General features: G+C 70.4%; 14 protein-coding genes. 4 read left to right on the forward strand and 10 right to left on the reverse strand.

Annotated elements, in window-relative coordinates; all coding sequences use genetic code 11:
* The 3 genes from ACWEPL_RS11920 to ACWEPL_RS11930 are packed head-to-tail and all read right to left on the reverse strand — an operon-like array spanning position 1 to position 2,971.
* Positions 1-1,479, reverse strand: coding sequence for a tripartite tricarboxylate transporter permease (locus ACWEPL_RS11920; RefSeq protein ID WP_452436031.1), 1,479 nt, complete (start codon positions 1,477-1,479; stop codon positions 1-3).
* Positions 1,479-1,964, reverse strand: a complete 486-nt coding sequence (locus tag ACWEPL_RS11925; RefSeq protein WP_452436032.1) for a tripartite tricarboxylate transporter TctB family protein — start codon at positions 1,962-1,964, stop codon at positions 1,479-1,481. Before ACWEPL_RS11925 ends, ACWEPL_RS11920 begins: the two co-directional genes overlap by 1 nt.
* Positions 1,961-2,971, reverse strand: a complete 1,011-nt coding sequence (locus ACWEPL_RS11930; RefSeq protein WP_452436033.1) for a Bug family tripartite tricarboxylate transporter substrate binding protein — start codon at positions 2,969-2,971, stop codon at positions 1,961-1,963. The genes ACWEPL_RS11925 and ACWEPL_RS11930 overlap by 4 nt, the downstream gene beginning before the upstream one ends.
* Before the next feature lie 103 nt (positions 2,972-3,074).
* Between ACWEPL_RS11930 and ACWEPL_RS11935 the strand changes: the two genes are divergently transcribed.
* The 3 genes from ACWEPL_RS11935 to ACWEPL_RS11945 all read left to right on the forward strand — a co-directional run bounded on the left by ACWEPL_RS11935 (position 3,075) and on the right by ACWEPL_RS11945 (position 6,287).
* Complete coding sequence (locus tag ACWEPL_RS11935) at positions 3,075-4,688, forward strand: ATP-binding protein (protein ID WP_452436034.1); 1,614 nt, start codon at positions 3,075-3,077, stop codon at positions 4,686-4,688.
* On the forward strand, positions 4,685-5,362 hold the full coding sequence (locus ACWEPL_RS11940) for a response regulator (protein WP_452436035.1): 678 nt from the start codon (positions 4,685-4,687) through the stop codon (positions 5,360-5,362). The genes ACWEPL_RS11935 and ACWEPL_RS11940 overlap by 4 nt, the downstream gene beginning before the upstream one ends.
* A 262-nt stretch (positions 5,363-5,624) precedes the next feature.
* The gene (locus tag ACWEPL_RS11945; RefSeq protein WP_350731785.1) at positions 5,625-6,287 is read left to right on the forward strand and encodes a class I SAM-dependent methyltransferase; all 663 of its coding nucleotides are present in this window, start codon (positions 5,625-5,627) and stop codon (positions 6,285-6,287) included.
* Between the two features lie 65 nt (positions 6,288-6,352).
* Here the strand turns inward: ACWEPL_RS11945 and ACWEPL_RS11950 are convergent, their stop codons facing one another.
* The 7 genes from ACWEPL_RS11950 to ACWEPL_RS11980 all read right to left on the reverse strand — a co-directional run bounded on the left by ACWEPL_RS11950 (position 6,353) and on the right by ACWEPL_RS11980 (position 16,244).
* Entirely contained in the window at positions 6,353-7,930 is a 1,578-nt protein-coding gene (locus ACWEPL_RS11950; RefSeq protein ID WP_452436036.1) for an alpha/beta fold hydrolase, read from the reverse strand.
* Positions 7,931-8,138: 208 nt separating this feature from the next.
* Positions 8,139-9,413: a glycosyltransferase gene (locus ACWEPL_RS11955; RefSeq protein ID WP_452436037.1), complete on the reverse strand. Its 1,275-nt coding sequence runs from the start codon at positions 9,411-9,413 to the stop codon at positions 8,139-8,141.
* Positions 9,413-11,650, reverse strand: coding sequence for a GH92 family glycosyl hydrolase (locus ACWEPL_RS11960; RefSeq protein ID WP_452436094.1), 2,238 nt, complete (start codon positions 11,648-11,650; stop codon positions 9,413-9,415). Before ACWEPL_RS11960 ends, ACWEPL_RS11955 begins: the two co-directional genes overlap by 1 nt.
* A gap of 110 nt (positions 11,651-11,760) precedes the next feature.
* Entirely contained in the window at positions 11,761-12,363 is a 603-nt protein-coding gene (locus ACWEPL_RS11965; protein ID WP_363983281.1) for an acyl-homoserine-lactone synthase, read from the reverse strand.
* Positions 12,364-12,428: 65 nt separating this feature from the next.
* Positions 12,429-13,211 (reverse strand): alpha/beta fold hydrolase, encoded by a 783-nt coding sequence (locus ACWEPL_RS11970; protein WP_452436038.1) that lies wholly within the window; start codon positions 13,209-13,211, stop codon positions 12,429-12,431.
* A 139-nt stretch (positions 13,212-13,350) separates the two neighbouring features.
* Positions 13,351-15,351 carry a tetratricopeptide repeat protein gene (locus ACWEPL_RS11975; protein ID WP_452436095.1) on the reverse strand — a complete coding sequence of 667 codons (2,001 nt, stop codon included), beginning with the start codon at positions 15,349-15,351 and terminating at the stop codon, positions 13,351-13,353.
* A complete protein-coding gene (locus tag ACWEPL_RS11980; protein WP_452436039.1) occupies positions 15,246-16,244 on the reverse strand; it encodes a BTAD domain-containing putative transcriptional regulator in 999 nt (332 codons plus the stop codon). Before ACWEPL_RS11980 ends, ACWEPL_RS11975 begins: the two co-directional genes overlap by 106 nt.
* Positions 16,245-16,497: 253 nt before the next feature.
* Here ACWEPL_RS11980 and ACWEPL_RS11985 point away from each other — a divergent pair, with 253 nt between their 5' ends.
* Complete coding sequence (locus ACWEPL_RS11985; RefSeq protein WP_452436040.1) at positions 16,498-21,609, forward strand: phospholipase A2; 5,112 nt, start codon at positions 16,498-16,500, stop codon at positions 21,607-21,609.
* Positions 21,610-21,640 lie beyond the last annotated feature (31 nt).

Below are 21,640 nucleotides of genomic sequence, written 5' to 3' on the forward strand. Positions count from 1 at the left end.
TCAGCCTCTCCGGAGGCGCTTGATCAACGGCCAGGCGAGCAGCACGAGGATGACGGCGTAGATCGTGTAGGAGACGGGCCCGCCGAGCAGGCCCGACAGGTCTCCGCCGGACAGTTGCAGGGAGCGGCGGCCCTGGAGTTCGGCGCGGGGGCCGAGGATGACGCCGACGATCAGCGGCAGCACCGGCAGCCCGAAGCGGCGCATGCCGAAGCCGAGCAGCCCGAGGAGCAGCAGCAGGATCAGGTCGAACGGCTGGGCGTTGACCGCGTAGGCGCCCATGGAGGCGAAGAACAGGATGCCCGCGTACAGGTAGGGCCGGGGGATGCGCAGCAGCCTGGCCCAGGCGGGGGCCAGGGGCAGGTTGAGGACGAGCAGCAGCAGGTTGCCCACGAACAGGCTGGCGATCAGCGTCCAGACCAGGGTCGGCTGGCGTTCGAACAGCAGGGGGCCGGGCTGGATGCCGTACGACTCGAACGCGGCGAGCATCACCGCGGACACGGCCGTGGTGGGCAGGCCGATGGCCAGCATCGGCACCAGGGTGCCGGCGGCGGAGGCGTTGTTGGCTGCCTCCGGTCCGGCGACGCCTTCGATGGCGCCGTTGCCGAACTCCTCGGGCCGCTTGGCGAGCCGCTTCTCTGTGGCGTACGACAGGAAGGTGGGGATCTCGGCGCCGCCGGCGGGCAGGGCGCCGAAGGGGAAGCCGAGGGCGGTGCCGCGCAGCCAGGGCTTCCAGGAGCGCCGCCAGTCCTCCGCGCCCATCCACGGCCGGCCGACCGGCACGACGGGCACGGCCTTGCGGCGCAGGTGCGCGGCCACCCACAGCGCCTCCCCGACGGCGAAGATGCCGACGGCGACCACGACCACGTCGATGCCGTCCGCGAGTTGCGGGATGCCGAGCGTGAGCCGCTGCTGACCGGTCACCCCGTCGATGCCGACGGTGCCGATGACCAGCCCGACCAGCAGGGAGGCGAAGCCGCGCACCCGCGAGCCGCCCAGCGTGGCCGAGACCGCGACGAAGGCCAGCAGCATGATCGCGAAGTAGTCGGGCGCGCCCAGGCTGATGGCGAACCTGACCACCACGGGGGTGACGAGCACCAGCGCCAGGGTGGCGATCGTGCCGGCCACGAACGAGCCGATGGCCGCGGTCGCCAGGGCCTGGGCGGCCCGCCCGGCCTTGGCCATCTTGTTGCCCTCGATCGAGGTGATCACCGAGGAGGACTCGCCGGGCGTGTTGAGCAGGATGGAGGTGGTCGAGCCGCCGTACATGCCGCCGTAGAAGATGCCCGCGAACAGGATGAAGGCCTGGGTGGGATCCATCCCGTACGTGACCGGCAGCAGCAGCGCCACGGTCATGGCCGGGCCGATGCCGGGCAGCACGCCGACGGCGGTGCCGGCGACCACGCCGATGAGGGCCACCAGGAGGTTGCCCGGGGAGGCGACGTTGGCGAACCCGTCGAGCAGGAGGCGCAGGTTGTCCATCACAGGATCCCCTGCAGCACGCCGGCGGGCAGGTTGACGCCCAGGCCGATCGCGAACGCGTAGAAGGTGATCAGCGCGAGCGCGACGGCGATCAGCAGGCCCCGCACATGGTGCCGGTTGCCCAGGGCGAAGGCCGATCCCCAGAACAGGATCGAGCCGCTGATGACCCAGCCCAGCCGGTCGATGAGGGCGGCGTTCAGCAGGAAGGCGCCGATCAACAGCAGCACCGTGCGCCAGTCGACGCGGGTGGTCAGGTCGACGTCCTCGCCCGCCTCCGGCTCGCCGCGGCCGCCGCGGGCGACGTCGATGCCGTACGCGACGGCGACCGCGAGCAGGCACAGGCCCAGCAGGATCGGCACCGGGCGGGGGCCGATGGGGTCATTGCTGCTGATCAGATGGGTGATGCGGAGGGCGTCGGCGATCACCAGCGCGCCGGTCAGGGTCAGGAGGGCGCAGACGCCGTACTGGGCGCGATCCCGGCTCATGCCAGCCCGAGTTCGGACAGGATCGCCGCGACGCTCTTGTCCTGTTCGGCGAGGTAGGCGGTGAACTGGTCGCCGGGCAGGAAGGCATCGGTCCAGCCGCGCTTGGTCAGCTCGGTCTTCCATTCCTGCGAGTCGTGCATGCGGGTGATGGCGTCGATCCAGGTCTTCCTGTCGGCGTCGCCGATGCCGGGAGGGGCCACGATGCCGCGCCAGTTGCTGAAGACCAGGTCGATGCCGGAGGCCTTGAGCGTGGGGACGTCCTTGACCACGTCGATCGGCTCCGCGCTGGTCACCGCGAGGATGCGCACGGTGCCGGCCTCGACCTGGTCGAGGAACTCGCCGTAGCCGCTCGCCCCGAACCCGATCTTGTTGCCGAGGATCGCGGGCAGCAGCTCGCCGCCGCCGTCGTAGGAGACGAAGTTCACCTGCTTGGGGTCGATGCCGACGGCCTTGGCCAGCTGCATCGGCAGCAGGTGGTCGGGGCCGCCCGGCGAGGAGCCGCCGCCGACGGTGACCTTCTCGGGGTCCTTCTTCCACGCCGCCACCAGGTCGCCGATCGTCTTGTACGGCGAGTCCTTCGACACCACGATCGCGCCCGCCTCCTCGATGAGCTTGGCGATCGGCGTGGTCTTGGTGAGCGTAGCCGTGGACTTGGAGGCGTAGGAGGCGCCGACGACGCCCAGGCCCATCAGCATGGCCAGCTTGCCGTTGCCCTTTTCGTTGATCGTGCGCTGCAGGCCGACCGTGCCGCCCGCGCCGGGCAGGTTGAACACCTGCACCCCCGAGGCGATCTTCGTGTCCTCCATGACCTTGGCCGCCGTACGGGCGGTGGTGTCGTAGCCGCCGCCGGGGGTGTTGGGCACCATCACGCGCAGCCCGCCGACGGGCTCACCGGCCGCGCTCGCGCCCGTGCCTGTCTGCTTGGCCGCGGTCGCCCCGCAGGCGCTGACCGCGAGCATCGACAGCGCCGCCAGTGCGCCGAGGAGGGCGCCGATCCGATTTCTCACAATGGTCTCTTTCGCATGGACAAGTGCAGCGCCATGATTATGCGAACCCGGCCGACAGGCCGTCTGCCTTGTGTGACCAGCGGAGATTGTGTTCATTGTGTTCGTGAGACGCCGCCGCCCGACTCTTGCCGGAGAGATGCTGATCCTGCAACTGGCCATCGTCCTGATGGTCCTGTTCGCCGTCGGCGCCCTCTCGCTGGCCCAGTCCGAGGCGACGTTCGACCGCGTCGAGGGACGGCGGGTGACCGCGCTGGCCGAACAGCTCGCCTGGAACCCGCTCGTACGTGCCCAGATCGACCAGCCGGCGCCCGGCGAGGTACTCGCCCCGCTGGTGCACTCGACGCTGACCCAGTCCGGCGTCACGATGGTCACCGTGGCCGACGCGAGCGGCAAGATCATCAGCTCGACCGACACCACCATCGTCGGGGCCGCGCTGCCGCTGGGCGATCCCGGTGTCGCCCGGGCGCGGGGCTGGTCCGGTCACCTGGTGGTCGACGGGGTGCCCGAGGTCGCCGCCCAGGTTCCCGTCCTGAGCGACGCTCCCGCCGACCACGGCGCTCACCTGGGCACGGTGATGATCGGCGTGGCCGCCCCCACGGTGGGAGAACGGCTGGTCGGCGCCTCCTCGTACCTGCTGACCTACCTCGGCGTCGCCGTCGCGCTCGGTGGCGCCGGGTCGTGGCTGCTGGCCAGGCGGATCAAACGCCAGACCCTCGGCATGGAGCCCCGCGAGATCGCCGGCCTGACCGAGCACCGCGAGGCCATGCTGCACGGCATCGCCGAAGGCGTGGTCGCGCTGGACCCGCAGCACCGGCTCACCATGGTCAACGACATGGGCAGGACGCTGCTCGACCTCCCCGACCACTGCGTCGGCATGAGCCTGACCGCGCTCGGCGTCCAGGGCCGCCTGTACGACGTGCTGAGCGGCGCCGACGAGGCCCACGACGAGATCGCCCTCCACCGGGGCCGCGTGCTGGTCATGAACCGCATGATGATCGACAAGGACGGCCGCCGCCTCGGCTCGGTCACCACCCTGCGCGACCGCACCGAGCTCGCCCAGCTCGAACGCGAGCTCGGCTCCTTCCGCAGCTCGACCGAGCTGCTGCGGGCCCAGGCGCACGAGTTCGCCAACCAGCTCCACGTCATCTCCGGGCTGATCCAGGTCAGGGAGCACGACGAGGTCGTCCGCTACATCCGGGCGATCCGCGAGCACCGCGAGTCCCTCGACCTGAGCCTCAGCAGCCGTGTCCGTGACACCTCCGTCGCCGCACTGCTCATGGCCAAATCCTCCCTCGCCGCCGAACGCCGCGTCGAGCTGCGCCTGTCCGGACGCACCGCCCTGGACCGGCTGGACCCCCTGGACGCCGCGGACGTGGCCACCGTGACCGGCAACCTCGTCGACAACGCCATCGACGCCGCCTGCGGCAGCGGCGAGCCGGCCTGGGTGGAGGTGGAGCTGCGCCAGGACACCTCCAGCGTCGAGATCGTCGTACGCGACTCCGGCCCCGGCGTCGCACCCGAACTCGCAAATGAGGTCTTCACCCGGGGCTTCACCACGAAAGCCGCCCGAGGCGGCGAACGCGGCATCGGCCTGGCGCTCACCCAGCTCGTCTGCCGCCGCCGCGGCGGCGAGGTCGCGGTGACCAACACCGCCGACGGCGCCATGTTCACCGCCCGCATGTCCGTCGGCCGCCTGGCGATGGAGGTATCCCGATGATCGACGTACTGGTCGTGGACGACGACTTCATGGTCGCCAAGGTCAACAGCGGCTTCGTCAACCAGATCGAGGGCTTCCGGGTGATCGGCACCGCCGGCTCCGGCGAGCAGGCCCTGGAGCGCGTCGCCGAGCTCCATCCCGACCTGGTGCTGCTCGACCTGTACCTGCCCGACGTCTTCGGCCTGGACGTCATCACCCGGATGCGCGCCGCCGGGCACGACTGCGACGTCATCGTGATCAGCGCCGCCCGCGAGCTCGACGCGGTACGCGGGGCCGCCCGCCGGGGTGTCAGCAACTACCTGCTCAAGCCGTTCGACGTCGACGACCTGCGCGTCCGGCTGGAGCGCTACGCCGCCCGGCGTGCGGGCCTGGGCAGCACGGTCATCACCAGCCAGGCCGACGTCGACCGGCTCCTGTCCGGGACCGGCTCCGCGATGCCCGCCACGCTGCCCAAGGGCATGAGCGTGGAGACGGCCGAGCTGGTCAAACGCGCGCTCCGGGAAAGCGGCGGCACGCTGTCGGCCACCGAGTGCGCCGCCCAGGTGGGCGTCTCCCGGGTCAGCGCCCGCCGCTATCTCGAGCACCTGGCCGCGATCGGCCAGGTCGAGGTCTCCCTGCGCTACGGCGGCACCGGCCGCCCGGAACGCCGCTACCAGTGGCACCGCCCGGCGTGATTCCCCGGGCCGGCGGGCACGCGGGCGGCCGCATCGGCATTAGGGTCTACTACCAGGTCACAGGCCGCGACAACTGGAGCGACACCCTTGCCGACGACACCGACAAGGCCGGATCCCCACTACCGGATGCGCACTGGCTCGGACAACCCCACACTAATCAGGACATCTCATTTGGGTAGAGCTCTCCAATGACCTGGTCGGCCAGCCGGTGAGGACGTAAGTGATCGCAATGCCCCGCATCCGCACATCGCGAAGGGAAAGCATGACCTCCAGCACCACTCGCGCCACAGGCGAACCGGACCGCCACCACACCGAGGCGGCCCCGGCCCGGCTCGCGCCGAACGACCTCACGTTGTTCCTGGGACAGTGGCTGCGATCCCCGCTGCGGATGGGCGCCGTCGCGCCCAGCTCGCGGCACCTCGCGCGCGCGGTCTCCTGCCCTCTCCCGGAGCGCGGAGAGCCCGTCGTGGTCGAGCTGGGCCCGGGCACGGGGCCGTTCACCGCGGAGATCCAGCGCCGGCTCGACGGCCGCGGCCGCCACCTGGCCATCGAGCTCAACCCGCGCCTGGCCGACCTGCTCCGCCACCGCTATCCGGGAGCCGAGGTGATCCAGGAGGACGCCAAGCATCTGCGGCGGCTCCTGGACGAGCGCGGGATCGAGCGCGCCGACGTCGTGGTGAGCGGCCTGCCCTGGACCCTCTTCCCGGCCGCCGATCAGCAGCAGCTCATGGACGCGACGACCGCGATCCTCGGGCCGTACAGCGCCTTCACCGCCTTCACCTACCTCCACGCCGTCCCGCTGAGCTCCGCGCGCCGCTTCCGCGACCTGCTGGCGGACCGCTTCGAGGAGGTCGTCCCCAGCCGCACCGTCTGGCGCAACTGGCCCCCGGCCTTCGTCCTGCACGCCCGCCGGCCCCGTTCCTGACGGGAAAGCGAGACGCCGCTCATGGCCACGTACCCGGGCCATGGGCGGCGTCAGAGATGGCTGGTTCAGCCGGCCGTCTTGAAGGACGGGGTCACGAACGAGCCGCCCCAGTTGAGCCGGTCGGTCGGCCACAGCCGCCCGGGCTGCCGCTTGGCCATGATCTCGGCCTTGCCGCCCACCTCGCAGCGGTAGCCCTTCGGGGGCACCGTCAGCGAGATCAGGAAGTTGTCGATGGGCACCGTGCTGCACTCGTCCTTGCCGTAGATGCGGTGGCCCCAGCCCTCGTAGGTGAGCAGCGTCGCCTTCGAGCCGAGCTGGCGGCCCACGTTGGCGGACCACATGTACGGAGTGGCGGGATCGTGCAGCGAGTTCCCGAGCAGGATCGGGGCGTCACCCGTGTACCGCAGCACGTGCGGCGGGTTCGTCGGGGTCGAGTTCAGGCAGATCGGCAGGTCGTCGTACGGGAACGGGTGGTACCGCACGTCGGGCGCCAGGCTGTTGGAGACCTTCATGAGAGCCGCGTACTCCGCGTAGTTCCGCACCCGGAGGTTGTAGTCCTGGCACAGGATCCGGGTCGGCAGCTCGGCCACGTCGCCCTCGACGGGGCCCCGCCCCGGCAGCGGCGGCACCCACGACGGCTCAGCGCCGCCGCTCAGCCAGTTGATGACCTCGCTCAGCGTGCGCCAGTCGGGCCCCTCGGTGCCGAGCGCGGCGTTGTAGATGACCTGCAGCTCCGTCATCGGCTTGTCCGGGGCGGTCGGGTAGTACAGCTCCCCGCGCCGCGCCTTGGCCAGCAGGTCCCGCCACATCGCGCGGACGTCACGCCCGTGCAGGATGCAGCTCTCATCAACCTCGCACCAGCCCACGAACTCGTCGAACGCGTCCTCGACCGCGACCGCCTCGGTGGCGAGGAAGCCCGCGACGCCGAGGCTGTGGTCCATGTTGCTGTCCAGCGCGAGCGCCCGGATGCGGTTCGGGAACATCTCGGCGTACATCTGGCCGATCAGCGTCCCGTACGAGATGCCGTAGTAGGTCAGCTTCTCCTCGCCGAGGGCGGCGCGCAGGGCGTCCATGTCGCGGGCCACGTTGCGCGAGTCGACGTGGTCGTACAGAGGGCCGGTGCGCTCCCGGCAGTCCTTGTGCAGCTTCTTGGTGAAGGCGTCCCAGGCGTCGAACTGGGCCTGGGAGGAGATGACGGTGTGCGGCATCTGGTTGTACACCGACGCCGAGCAGATCACCGGGTGGCTGCGGCCCACGCCTCTGGGGTCGAATCCGACGATGTCGAAGCGCCTCTGGAGCTCATCGGTGAACCAGGTGGCGCCGTACACGGACTCCACGCCGGACCCGCCGGGACCGCCCGGGTTGATCACCAGGGAGCCGACCCGGGCCGCGGGGTCCGTGGCCTTGCGCCGGGCGATGGCCAGGTCGATCTTCTCGCCGTTCGGGTTGGACCAGTCGACCGGGACGGCCAGCTTGCCGCACTCGGCGGTGGGCTCCTCCTCGCAGGGCGCCCAGGCGATGCTGCCTGTCGTGGTCTCCCCCGAGGCTCCGTCCCGCGTGGCCGCGCCTGCGGCCGGCGAGACGGGCAAAAGCGCCGCTAACGCCACGAAGGCGGCAGCCAGCACAGAGTACTTTCGTCGCACATTGCTCCAATCGTCGTCGGCTGGCCCCCGCGCGGCACGCGGCCGACTCTGATCATCCCCGTCGACGGCCCCGTAGCCCGGCGGCGCGCGGCGAGCGCGCGCACCATGGGCGGGCCGAGCGCAACATCCAGCCGATCCCTACGTTCGCTCGTACGTCCTACCACGAAACATATGGACGTGTTCGGGACTTATTCAGACACGTCCAAAATCAGCAAGAAGCAACGGCAGGCGTCCCCTGTGGGAACAGGCTGTCGAACACCGCGACCCGGTCGAAGGACATCGCGCGGGCGCGGGCGCGAAGCCCCAGGTCCTGCCGTTCGGCGGCGGGCATGTCGAGGACCACCCGGTCCACGGCCGCGACCAGCCCGGCGACGTCCCCGGGTTCGATGACGACGGCGGTGTCGCCGACCGCCTCGAGGGTCCCGCCCGTCGTGGTGGTGACGATCGGCCCGCCGCCGGAGAGCATCTTCTCGGCCAGGGCGATGCCGAACGTCTCCACGAACTCGGGCTCGGGCTTGGTGGGCAGGACGTAGGCCGCGCAGCCGCGCATGAGCAGCGGCTTCTCCTGGTCGTCGACGTCGGTGAAGAGGACCACCCGGTCGTCGCCCTCGGCCGCCGCCCGCACCTGCTCCAGCGCCGGGCCGGTGCCGACGACGGCCAGTTTCACCCGCGACCGGCAGCGCATCCGGCCGAAGGCGGCCAGCAGGTCGTGGATCCCCTTGGCCCGGGTCACGCGGGACAGGAACAGGATGTATCCGTCGCGCTCCAGGCCGCGTCGCGCGAGCGCGGCGTCCACCTGGGCCGGGTCCGGGTCGAGGAAGGCGGCGGAGTCGATCGGCGGGTAGCTGACGGTGACGCGGCGCCGGCACTGTTCGGCGAACGTGGTGCCGCAGTGGGCGTCCACCTGCTCGGCCGAGGCGACGATCTCCTCCCGGGTGTACTCGGAGACCGCGACGACCTCGTCGTTGGCCAGGAAGGTGGTGAACAGCACGGTCGCCGCGCCGAACCGGCCTTCCCGCAGGCACGAGCGGATCACGTTGGTCACGTCGGAGCCGACGGCTTTCGCGATGGTGTGGACGTCCGGCGCGAACCCGGCCGCCCGCGCGGCCGCGACCGCGTCCACGACCACCGCGGTGTGCGGGGCGAGGTACATGGAAAGGCAGGTCGTGCGTAACGGCTCGGCGAGCAGCTCGACGAGGCGGCCGGTGAGCCCGGCCTGGTGCCGTCCGTCGGGCACCCGGTAGTCGCCGACCGGCTCCGGCCGCTCCACGGTGATCCCGGCGCTGTACGGCAGCAGCCGGTCCAGTGGCTTGAGCGGCAGCCCGGCCGCCTGCAGCGTCGGGATCGGCCAGGTCAGCAGCCGTACGTCGTCAAATCCGCGGGTCAGCGCCACCTCGGCGAGATTGCGGGCCTCGCCGGAGTGGCCGCAGATGACCGGGTCGGCCCTGACCACGATGACGAGACGGCGACGGGGGTGGGTCATCACGGTTCCTCCGGTGTCGCGGGCGGATCGGACAGGGACGGCGGGCGGAGCCCCCGGCCCCACGCCGACGGCTCCGGCCCCAGCCGCAGGTGCAACCGGCCACCCCGGTGCACGGTGGCGGCGCTCAGGTGTGTCGCGTGCAGGGGCTCGCCGTTGAGGGTCGCCGACTGTACGTACTGCGCGGGCGGGTCCTGCTCGATGCCGTCGACGCCGATCGGTGTCTCGCGGAGCCCGCTGGTCTCGATGACGAACTCGTTGCCGCCGGCCCGGAGCACGGCCCGTTCGAACGCGGGCGCGTTGACCAGGAACAGGTTCTGCCCGGCGACCGGGAACAGCCCCAGCGACGCCCAGACGTACCACGAGCTCAGGCCGCCGGAGTCGTCGTTACCGGGAAGCCCTCCGGGACCGGTGCCGAACTGCCAGGTCAGCGCCGCCTGCACCACCTGGGCCGTGCGGTCGGGCCGGCCCGCGTAGTGGTAGGCCCACGGCGCCTCCATGTCGGGCTCGTTGTTCAGCCCTTCGAACCGGTTGAGGGCGTAACCGGCCGCCATCTCCGCCGTGCGCGGGCGGCGGCCGGGCTGCGTCACCGGTGCGGCGCCGAAGCCGAAGAACCTGTCCAGCTTGTCGATGAAGGCCGCGTCGCCGCCGGCCAGGGCGATCCTCGCGGCCATGTCGTGCAGCAGCCTGAACGAGTAGTTCCACTTGCCGCCCTCGTAGAACTCCGAGTCGCGCAGCAGCCCCGTGCCGGGGTCGAAGGCGTTGGACCAGTGACGGCTGCGGTCCTCGAGGTCGGCGGCGAGGTGCCGGTCGTTCAGCGCGCGGGCGACCTGCGCCGTGCAGTGGTGGGCGTAGGCGAGGTCGAGGGTGTGGGTGATCGGGTGCACCACTCCGTGCTCGAAGAAGTCCTCGCCGTACATCCGGCGCAGGTCGTCGACCATGTGCACGAGCGCCCAGTTCCAGTCCAGGCCCGCCCAGCCGAGCGCGTGGGCGTCCGCCAGCGCGGTGTGCGCGAGCGCGCTGGCCTGGCGGAAGAACCGGTCGGCGCCGCGGGACATCCGGTAGCCGATCGGGAAGTTGCCCTCTTCCTCGCAGACCCGGATCAGCGACTCCAGCAGGTCCGCGGCCCGGTCGGGGGCGATGGCCGCGAGCAGCGGCAGCTGGGTCTTGTAGATGTCCCACATGGTGCACACGTCGAACGCGAACGGCCCGGGAGTGGGCCAGAACGGGCTCTCGTCGTCGGCGACGCACGGCTTGATCAGCGCGTGGTAGAGCGCCGTCGCGAACACGGTCCTGCGGGCCGGCGTGCCGCCCTCGACCTGGACCCGGTCGAGGTGATCGCCCCAGCGGGCGCGCGTCCCGGCGCGTACCGCGTCGAACGCCGGCTGCCCCTGCCCGCACTCGCGCTCCAGGTTCTCGCGCGCCTGGTCGCACCCGCGCAGCGAGAACCCCAGCCGTACCTCGATGGTCTGCCCCGGCGCGGCCGGGCCCATGTAGAGCATGCCGAAAGGGCGCAGCGTGGTGTGCCGGATGCTGTCGAAGTCGAGGCGCGTGCCGCCGTCGATGAGCCGCCGGTCGTACCAGAGCATCTGCCGCCAGCCCGGGCTGTCGACGTCCACGACGACCGACAGCGGGACGCCCTCCATCACGACCGTACCCTGGGTCCGCCCGTGCCCCATGCTCTCCACCTGGGCCCGCAGCGGCACCGTACGGCCGAGCTCGATGTCCAGCCCGCCGCAGGACAGATCGATCACCACACGGGCGCTGCTGTGCTGCGGGAACGTGTACCGGTGCACGGCGACCTTGGCGCCCACGGTGAGCTCGCAGCGGACCCCGGTGTCCAGGGTGGCCGCGTAGTAGCCCGCCTCCGCCACCTCGTCGTGCAGCGGCCAGGCCTCCCCCAGCGCGTCCAGCGGCTGCACCATCGGCGTGACCCGGACGTAGTTGTAGTACTTGCGGATCGCGCCGGTGCCGGACTGCTGGAAATGGGTGAACCCGGACGCCTGCAGCCGCTCCAGCATCTCCTCGGGCACACCTTCGGTGTTCTTCGTGTACCTCCCGTACCCCGTCGGGTACGCGCCGGAGTAGGCGCAGGCGGACACCATGCCGAGCGGCGAGGTGGCTCCCGGGTGCGTGTTGCCCACCTGCGGTTTCGGCCACCACCAAGTGGCGGCCAGACCACGTGCCCGGGGCAGGTCGGTCGCCGAGGTGCCGATGAAAGGATCAACGTTGTCGAGGATGGCGGGACTCTATCCGGCGCGATCCCGCCTTGGGTTTCGGCGAGATGAACTTCTTGGCCTGCGGCACGTCAATGAAGATTTGATCCGGGCCGGCACCGTCGAAACGTCACTTAGCCCACCTTCTCCAGGAAGTCCCTGGTGGAGGTGGTGTAGGCGGAGCAGAGCAGGCTGCCCAGCCGCGTCGCCACGCCGTCGCCGAAGCGCCGGGTCGCGACGCCCATGGCGTTCACGCTGCGCTCCACCGCCACGCTGGAGACCGCGACCACCGTGTCACCGCGCCGGTCGACCCAGCGGAACGCCTCCCGGAGCAGCGCGCGGGCGAGCGGCCCGAAACCCACCGTCGCCTTGTGGGACCAGGCGCCCGCGGTGGCCAGCCGGCTGAGCTCCCAGACTGCCGGATCGCACGGTGCCTGGCCCCCGCGTAACGCCTCGGAGAAGACGTCGCGGAGCATGTAGGGACCGACGGTCGGGAGCAGCCGGCAGCACCCCGTGACCTCCTGGCGGTCCTCCGCGTAGCCGATCACGTAGACCGGATCGCAGTCGTCGTAGGAGTCGCGCTCCCTGCCGTGGACGCTGTCGACGTCCCAGTGCAGGCGTTCGTAGAACACTGTGTGGCGCAGGCGGAACATGCCGTCGACCAGCCACTCCGGCAGTTCCCTCGCCCCGCCGACCACGATCCGTTGCGCGCATCTCTCCCCCGGCGAACCGCCCACGAGCGCCTCCGCGAATGATCAGGATCCCCTTTTCTGTGTTGTTCGCGGGAGCGGGGTCTCTGGATTCAGCGTACGGAGCAGATCGCGTCCTCGATCACCCGCGTCACGGCGTCCGGGTGCGAGATGAGCGTGAGGTGGGAGCCGCCGGGGAACTCGGTGACCTTCGAGCCCGCCCGCTTGGCCATCGCCCGCTGCGAGGCCGGCACGATGATCCGGTCGCCGGTGGCGATGAAGTACCAGGACGGGATCGTCCTCCACGCCGCGGCCTTCGACGGCGTCGTGAACGCGACCGTCGAGGCGGCCCGCTGGGAGGCCCACAGCCGGTCGGCCGTCTCGCGGGGCAGGTCGGAGGCGAAGGAGCGGAGGAACACCTCCCGCTTCAGGTACAGGTCGGCCGCGCCGCCGCTCGACCCGGGGTAGGCCGAGCGGTCGTAAAGGGTGGCCGGGTCCCCGCCGAGCGCCGAGCCGGTGCCGCTGAGCTGCCCCGTGGTCTCGCCGACGTCCGGCGCCGCGGCGCTGACGTACACCAGCGCCTTGACGCGCGGGTCGCCGGCGGCGGCGTTCGTGATCACCGAGCCGCCGTAGGAGTGCCCGACCAGCACGACCGGCCCCTGGAGGGTCCGCAGGAAGTCCCGTACGGTCTGCGCGTCACCGGTCAGGCCGCGCAGCGGATTGGCCACGGCCCGCACGGCGTGACCCGCCCGCTGCAGAGCCTGCACCTCCCCGCTCCAGCTGGAGGTGTCGGCCCACGCCCCGTGCACCAGCACGACCGTCGCCCTGCTGGTGGCCGGCGACGGACACGACCCGTGCCGCGCCGCCGCCACACCGGGCACCGGCACGACGGCCACGGCCGACAGGAGAAGAACGCACGAAACCCGGCATCTCATCATGTCGTACCCCTCTCCGGCCGGACCTCGAAAAGGGCCCTATTCATTCACGCTGACATCCGCACCACCCGAACGAGGTCATGAAAGCGACAAACAGCGCCTAAATCATCCGAGCCAGCCCGGCCTGCGCGGCCTCCAGCTCGTAGGGGTCGTCGATCCTCGCCGCGATGTCCAGGGCCGCGCGGAATTGCCTGCCGGCTTCCTCGTGGTCGCCGCGCATCTCGTACGTACGTCCCAGCCCGTTGCGTACCTTGCACTCGGTCAGCCGCCCCCGCAGCTGCTGAGCATGGATCAGAGCCTCCTCCTGCAACCGGAGCGCTTCGTCATGGCGACCCTGCCGCGCCTTTACCTCACCGAGGTGGCACAGCGCCAGGGCTTGGAGTATGCGGTCGCCGAGCTCGCGGGCGATGCGCAGGGCGAGAGTGGCGCTCTCCAGGGCCGCTGTCACATTTCCCAGGCCCAGGTTGGCCATGACGACCTCGAACAGGGCGTACGTCTCGTCGTGGCGCCGGTCGTGCTCGCGTAGATGCGCCAGCGTGCGCTCCATGTGCTCCAGCGCACTGTGCATCTTGCCGAGCCGCAGATGGATCTGCCCCGTCTGGTAGACGATGGCCATCTCCCCCGGCCAATGGTCGTATGCGCGGTAGAGCTCCAGGGCACGCGCGTTGGCGTCGAGGGCTTCGGCGAGCCGGCCGGTCCTGAACAGCCCGAAGGCCACGTAACACTGGGCCTCCGCCTGCATGCGCAGGTCGTTCGTCGCCACGGCCAGTTCGAGCGCCCTGCGCTGGCAGTCCAGGAACTCGCCGTACCGGTCGGCCTCGATGAAGGCGTGGCCCAGAGTGGTGAGGACCTTCGCCTCGCCGTTGAGGTCGCCCACCTGGCGTACGGCCTTCAGCGCCGCCTGGTGGGCGACGATCCAGTCGTCGATGCGTCCGGTCAGGTAGAAGTGGTACGCCGTGATGTAGGCCAGCTGCCAGGCGGCGACCGGCGCACCGTGCCGGGCGGCGTGCACGGTCAGGGAAACGGTGTTGTGGCATTCGGTGTTCAGCCAGGCCATGGCGCTGTCCCGGTCGGCGAAGTCCTGCGGCCCGCCCGCGGGTCCCGGGATGTCCGGCCACAGCAGCCGCACGTCGGGGTCGATGTGGGTCATCGCCGCCCGGGCGGTGTGCGCGTGCCATCCGAGCAGCCGCGCCAGCGCCTCGGCCTGCCCCCCTTCCGCCTCCGCGAGGTCTCTGGCGTACTCCCGGATGAGGTCGTGCATGTTCACGCGCCGGCGCTCGGAGCACTGGACCAGATGGGCGCGTACGAGTGCGGCCACGGCCTGGCGGGTGGCCTCCGGGCTCTGCCCCGTCATGGCCGCCAGGGCGTCGAGGCTGAGGTCCCGTCCCGGGTGGAGGCCGGCGGCGCGGAACACCGTACGTACGGACTCCGGCAGGGCCTGGTAGGACAGCGCGAACGTGGAGCGGACGCCGATGTGCGGGTCCTCCGCGAACTCGAGCGTCTCCAGGCGGTTCCCCGCGCGCAGACGCGCCACCAGGTCGGCCACCGGCTCCTGCGTGTCACGAAGGTGCGCGGCGGCCAGCCGCAGCGCGAGGGGCAGGTATCCGCACAGGGCGGCCAGCTCGCCGATCGGCTCCTGCCCCCGGTCGTCGTCCAGGAAGGCACGCAGCATCGCCTCCGCCTCCTCCGGCGCGAGCACGTCCAGCACGACGAGATCGACGTCGTGCGTGGCGGCCAGGCCCCGCAGCGAATCACGGCTGGTGACGAGGACGCGACTCGCCGACGAGCCGGGAAGCAACGGCCGGACCTGATCGGCAGCGGCCGCGTTGTCCAGGACGACGAGCACGCGCTTGTCGGCGAGGACCGAACGGTACATGGCCGATCGTTCGTCCGTGTCGAGCGGGATCTCCTCAGCCGGTACGCCGAGCCCCCGCAGCAGTTGCCGCAGTGCCTGCACTGAGGTGACCGTGGCGTTGCGCGAATAGCCGTGGAGGTTCACGTAGAGCTGACCGTCGGGGAAATGGGCGGCACGGAGGTGCGCCCAGCGGATGGCCAGGGCGGTCTTGCCGACGCCTCCCGCGCCGGCGATGGCGGAGACCACCAGCGTCTTGCCGGAATCCGCGGACAGGAGCAGGTCGAGCGCTGCCAGGTTCTTCTCACGGCCGGTGAACCGGGCCACGTCGGCGGGCAACTGCCGTGGACGACCTCCGGCCGTGACGGCTGGGTAACGCGCGCCCGTTCGGAATCGTTCAGCTTGAGCAGCTCGGGCTCTCCGGCGAGGATCCCCTGGTGGAGCCCAGTGAGCTCGTCGCTGGGCTCCAGACCGAGCTCGTCGCGCACGCACTGACGGGCCAGCCTGTACTGTTCCAGCGCGTCCGCACGCCGGCCGTCGCGATACAGGGCCAGCATGAGCTGGCCGCGGAAGCGCTCGTGCAGCGGAGCGGCGGCGACGAGTTGCCGGAGCTCGCCGATCAGCTCCGCGTGCCGGCCCAGGGCCAGATCCACCTCGATACGATCCGTGAGCGCGGCTAATCGAGCTTCCTCCAGTGCGTAACCCTGCGCGGTCTGGAACTCCAGGCGCGTCCCGGTCAGCGCGGGCCCGCGCCACAGGTCGAGTGCGGCACGCAGCCGCCCGGCGGCCTGCGACAGGTCGTCCGCGGCCCGGGCCTCGCCGGCGGCGGCGACCTCGGCCCGGAAGACGGCGAGGTCGGAGCCCCGCGCCGAGACCTTCAAGGAGTACCCGCCGGAGCTCGTCGAGAGGTCGTCGTCATCGGCGAGCAGGCGGCGCACCGACCACAGGTAGTTGTGCAGAGCCCGCCGCCCCGCGGCCGGCTGATCGTCTCCCCAGAGCGCATGAAGCAGTTCGTCGTGCGGCACCACCCGGTTGGCCCGGAGCACCAGCAGCGCGACCAACGTCCGCTGTTTCTCGCCGACGATCGGCACCTCGGCTCCACCGCGCCAGATCTCGACCGACCCCAAAATGCGGAACTTCACCCGAACCCCCTTACACGCTGTCGCAGACCTCGCAACATGCGATGACAGATCGACTCCACAATGATCATGACAAGATCTAGACAATCTCTACAGAGGTCTCATCCATGCTCATGTGGCCATCCCCGGTCGAGCCGGTCTCCGGCCTGCTCATCAACCGGGGCTTTCCTAACATGGATGGAGTAAACGGGTGCCCCTTCACCCCCCGATCCCCCCTGGCGGCCGGCGCCGCTTATCGGGAGATCTCCCTCTGGCGATGCCGGCGCCAGCGGCGTCGCCGCCCCGGCGCAGATCCGGCTACGCCGGATGGACGGCCGCGGCGGCCGTCACCGCACTGACCACGTCCCTCTTCGTGGCGCTGCCCGCCGACGCCGATCCGGCCAAGCCCGAGCCTCCGGCCGCCGCGTCGGTCACGACGTTCCCCAAGCCGGAGGATCCGGACGTGGAACTGCGGGCGGCCGTGGCCAAGGCCAGGGAACAGGGCAAGGCGGTTCCGGTGGAGGCCGCCTACACGGAGATGTCGCGCACCTGGGCCTATCCCGACGGGCACCTCACCACCCAGTCCTACGGTGGGCCCGCCCAGCTCAAGCAGGACGACGGCTCGTGGGCGTGGATCGATCCGACGCTGACCGAACGTGACGGCGTGCTCAAGCCCAAGGTGGGCCTGGCCGATGTGGCGTTCTCCCTGGGCGGGAGCCGGCCGTTCGCGTCGTTGGAGCGCGCCAAGGGCCAGAAGATGGCGCTGTCGTGGCCGAAGGAGCTGCCCCGGCCGCAGGTCAGCGGGAACGTGGCCACCTATCGTGACGCCGCCGGCCCAGGGGCCGATCTGGTCGTGACAGCCCTGCCCACCGGGTTCCGGCACGACGTGGTGCTGCGCGAACGGCCCGCCGGGCCGGTGGAGTTCCGCATCCCTGTCGAGGCCGGCGAGCTCAAACTGGCCATGACCAAGCGCGGCAGCCTGAAGCTGACCGATCACGGCGGCAAGACCGTGCTGTCGGCGCCGGGTCCGCGGATGTGGGACGCGGCGGCGAGCGGGGGCCGTGGCCGCGAGGAGAAGGTCACCACCCAGGTGAAGTCCGAGGGTGACGGCCAGGTGCTGGTGCTCAAGCCGGACGCCGAGTGGCTGGCCGATCCCGCGACCACCTACCCGGTCACCGTCGATCCCACCACCACGCTCGGCATCAGCCAGGAGGTCGGCGTCAGGTCGCCCACCCGGCAGTCCTCACCGGGATACGTGGGCCGGTCGAACTCGCGGGACGGTGACACGCTGGACAGGGCGCTGATGGCGTTCGACACCTCCTCGATCGCGGGCCGCCAGGTGGTCAGGTCCACGATGCAGTTGATGTTGCGCCAGGACGTCGGCAACTGCAGCGCCTTCCAGGGCATCGTCGCCCAGCGCATCACTGACAAGTGGGTCGCGGACAGCACCTTCTGGGGCAACCAGCCCGCCACCACGCCGGAGGGGCGCTCCTCGATCGACCCGTGCTCCCTGCCCGGGAAGACCGGCTCGGTGTGGAGCTGGGACCTGACCGCGATGACCCGGCTGTGGGCCTCGGGAACCCCGAACAACGGCCTGATGCTGAGCCTGTCGTCGGAGAGCCCGGTCCCCACGTGGTTCTCCGAGTCGTTCGCGTTCTGGCCGCAGCTGTTCGGGCAGAACGTGCCCAAACTGAGCGTGGACTGGGTGCTCCCGCCGGAGATCCCCACGGTGAGCGCCGAGTCGATCGACTCCATGAGCGGCAACGACGCCATCGCGCGCAGCACCAACGTGAAGGTGACCTACAAGTCGAGCGTCCCCGAGAGCGCGAACCTGGACTACACCGTCACGGTCAACGACTCCACCATGGCACCTCCGGCCGCCCAGCTGCCCGCGGGGGAGGCGGCGTACTGGAAGCTGGACGAGACCAGCGGCGCCACCGCCGCCGACTCCTCCGGCAAGAACCTGCCGGCCACCCTGTCCGGCAGCTACAGCCGCGAGGCCGGTCAGCTCGGCCAGGCGGTCAAGTTCACCGGCTCCGGGTACGCCGCCACCAGCAAGCCCGTGCTCGACACCAACCAGAGCTACACCGTCTCGGCGTGGGTCCGGCTGGACAAGAGCAGCGAACCGCAGACGGTGTTCTCGCAGATGGGCGTCAACCAGCCCGGCTTCGTGCTGAAGTATGAGACCTCCACGGCTCCCGAGTTCGACCAGCGCTGGTGGTTCTCCACGCTGGAACAGGACACGGCCGACACGATCCGCGAGGTGCCGATCCAGTCCAAGGACCTGGCCAAGGTCGCGGAGTGGACGCATGTCACGGTGCAGTACGACCACAGCGCCCAGAAGATCCGGCTGTACGTGGACGGGGCGCTGTCGTCCGAGCGCTCTTTCACGGCCACCTGGAACGCCCGCGGCGCCTTCGAGATCGGCCGCGCCCGCGTCATCTCCAAGAACCTCAGCGGAGCGGTGGACGACGTCCACGTCTACCAGCGAGCTTTGACCGCGGAGGAGATCCGCGCGCTGGTCGGCGTGCCCGGCACCACCACGCACAACAACATCCCTTCCGGGCAGAGCCTGGACAAGGTGTTCACACTGGACAACCCGGCCAGCTTCAAGTTCGTGGTCAAGGCCTGCCGCAGCGGCCTGACGCCGCCTTCCTGCAACGAGAGCCCGGCCTACCGGATCACCTCGGACGCACCGAAGCTGCCCACCGACACCGAAACCGGCATGGCCGACCCGACCCAGCCCATCCTCTCGGGCATGGTCAACCGCCCCTCGGGCGGCCCGGTCACAGCCAAGTACTACCTGTACGACGACCAGAACCTCCCGGTCGGCTCCGCCCCTCTGGGTTCGCGCACGGTCAACGGCGGAGAACGCGCCTCCTTCCAGCTCCCGCCCGGCACGGTGCAGGCGGGGCGCACGTACAAGTGGCAGATGGTCGCCTGCGCCACCGGCCCGGCCGGCGGCTCCACCCCGAATCCGACCCCAACCCCCACCCCCACTCCCACGCCCACCCCGACCCCGACCCCCACGCCGGGCTCGGGCCGCTATGAGGCCGAAGACGCCACCTTGTCCGGTTTCGAGGAGACAACGGACGTCCCTGAGGGGACATCGGGCGGCGCCGCCATCGTCGGTGACAGCGTCAGTGACAGCGCGAAGTGGACCGTCAACGCCACCACCGCTGGCAGCGCGACGCTGCGGCTGCGCTACATGACCGCCATGGCCAGCACGATCGGGCTCTCCGTCAACGGGACCACCAGCGCGTACAGCCTCGCCGAGAGCCCCGACGGCTGGACCGACTTCACCACCACCGTGAATCTCAAGGCCGGGTCCAACACGATCGAGGTCTGGATCAACCAGGCCTGGTTCGGCCTGGAGCTCGACTACCTGGAGGTCCAGCAGGGCACCGCTCCGGCCGCCCGGTCGACGGCCACCACGACGGCGACCGGCGAGGGCGTCGAGGAGGTCTGCACCCCCAAGACCGCCGCGGTCAGCTTCACCACCCCCGGCACGCCGGAACCCACCCCGGGTGGGGAAGTCAAGCACTTGACCTTGGGCAAGGACAGCCTCGTGCTCAAGACCGGCAAGACCGACGCGACGGCATGCGGCGGGGCACCGTGCACCCTGACCGACGGCACTTCGATCCAAGTCGGCGGCGCCGGCGTGGACAAGGTCGCCACCGTCGTGGGAATCAAGCTGGACGAGGTCCCTGACGGAGTCGTATTCACCGAGGCGCTGCTCAAGCTCGGGACACCGTCCTGCGGGTCCGGTGAGTGCCCGGCCGACGCCACGATCTCCGCTGTACCGCTGATCGACCCCGTGACGGCCGAGACCAAGGCATCGGACGCGGCCGCCAATGCCGACCAGAGTGCCGCCTACTCGTTCACGATCGCCGCGCCGCAGGCGGACATCAACGGGAGCGTGTACCAGTGGCTGATGCTCACCTCCGACAAGGAGAACGTCATCACCTTCGGCGAGACGTCCGCCGCCGAACAGCCGTCGCTCGCGCTCACCTACCTGCCGACGGGCCCGCCCTCTAACGTGCTCAATCTGAAGGTGCAAGCCGGCGATGGCGGAGCGATCGCAAGCTGGGGACTGCCCGAGAAGAACGGCAGCTCCGCCACTTTGGAGGGTTATGAGGTGGAGGTCGCCGACAGCGGCGGCAGCGTCGTCACGTCTCTGACGGCCCGCGACGCGTACACCACGATCACCGGGCTCACCAACGGCCAGGCCTACACGGTGAAGGTGCGGGCCAAGACGGCCTTCGGCACCAGCGGCTGGGAATCGGCGGGCGTCACGCCCAAGGCGGTGCCGCCGCCACCTGCCGCAGGCACGGCCTGCGACCCGAACATCGACCGGCAGAACACGTCGGCTCGCGCCCGCGCCACGGCCGAGTCGGGCGCCCAGGACTACGTCGGCCGGATCCGGCAGTACTACCAGGCGCAAGACGCCGTACTGAACGGGCAGGCCGCGACGATCTGGGATGCGCCGGGTGTGACCTCGTCAGCGCCCAGCACGGCGAAGCTCTCGCTGCTGAACACGCAGACGCTCATGGAGCGGGCGGCCATCGTCGAATCCGGCCTTCAGGGAGGTGCCTCGACCACGTTGGGTGGTGCGGTCGTGCACAGCTCTCCGGACGGCACGGTACGGGTGGCGGTAGGCGTCAAGCGGGAAGCGGGAAGCGTCTCCGAAACGGCTGCCAGGCAGTCCGCGCCGGCAGCGGCCGCGGGCGAGGTGGAGCCCAGTGAGTTCACCGTTTCGGTGTTCGTCTTCGACCGCTGCGGAAACATCACCATCATCGAAATGCCGACCGAACTGTGTGAGGACCCGACCGACTTCCAGCCGGTGGGCTGCCCTGGCCAGGTCGAACCGGGCATGCGCGCCGCCGCCGCGACCGCGAGCTGCGGGTTCCCTGATCCAAACGGTCAGCCGTGTATCGCCCCGTACGCCGCGGACTACATGCTCTACGGAAAGTGTCCGTCCGTGGTCGATATCGACGAGACCAAAAAGATCAAACTGGCCTGGCCCGTCTGGGAGAACACCCCAGTCGGCGCCCGGGTCCAGGGGGTCAAGAACGACGGTTGCTCCGCTCCGATCTTCGGGGACAGACCTACGAAGACATTCAGTTTCACGGTCGCGTGCGATTCACACGACTACGGATACGGACTCATCCGGGCGGGCTGGCTGCATCCTTCGAAGAGGTCGGCCGTGGACTCCGTCTTCCATACGATCATGATGGACCGGATCTGCGCCGCCGAGAAGTACACCGTTCTTCCCGGTGCGCCTAACCCGAGGGTGGAGTGCAGAAACTGGGCGAACAAATATTACGGCTTCGTCAGGGCGTTCGGAGGAGATCACATAGGCCCTGTGCTTCCCTACAAGGGTAAATAGCAGCACCATGTGCGGGGTGATGACCAAGGGA

It is taken from the genome of Nonomuraea sp. NPDC004186 (assembly GCF_053603495.1).

Bases quoted from the DNA above. Each gene is read 5' to 3' on its own strand.
- ACWEPL_RS11920 (WP_452436031.1), bottom strand. From the start codon at position 1,479: ATGGACAACCTGCGCCTCCTGCTCGACGGGTTCGCCAACGTCGCCTCC.
- ACWEPL_RS11925 (WP_452436032.1), bottom strand. From the start codon at position 1,964: ATGAGCCGGGATCGCGCCCAGTACGGCGTCTGCGCCCTCCTGACCCTG.
- ACWEPL_RS11940 (WP_452436035.1), top strand. From the start codon at position 4,685: ATGATCGACGTACTGGTCGTGGACGACGACTTCATGGTCGCCAAGGTC.
- ACWEPL_RS11945 (WP_350731785.1), top strand. From the start codon at position 5,625: ATGACCTCCAGCACCACTCGCGCCACAGGCGAACCGGACCGCCACCAC.
- ACWEPL_RS11955 (WP_452436037.1), bottom strand. From the start codon at position 9,413: ATGACCCACCCCCGTCGCCGTCTCGTCATCGTGGTCAGGGCCGACCCG.
- ACWEPL_RS11985 (WP_452436040.1), top strand. From the start codon at position 16,498: ATGCCGGCGCCAGCGGCGTCGCCGCCCCGGCGCAGATCCGGCTACGCC.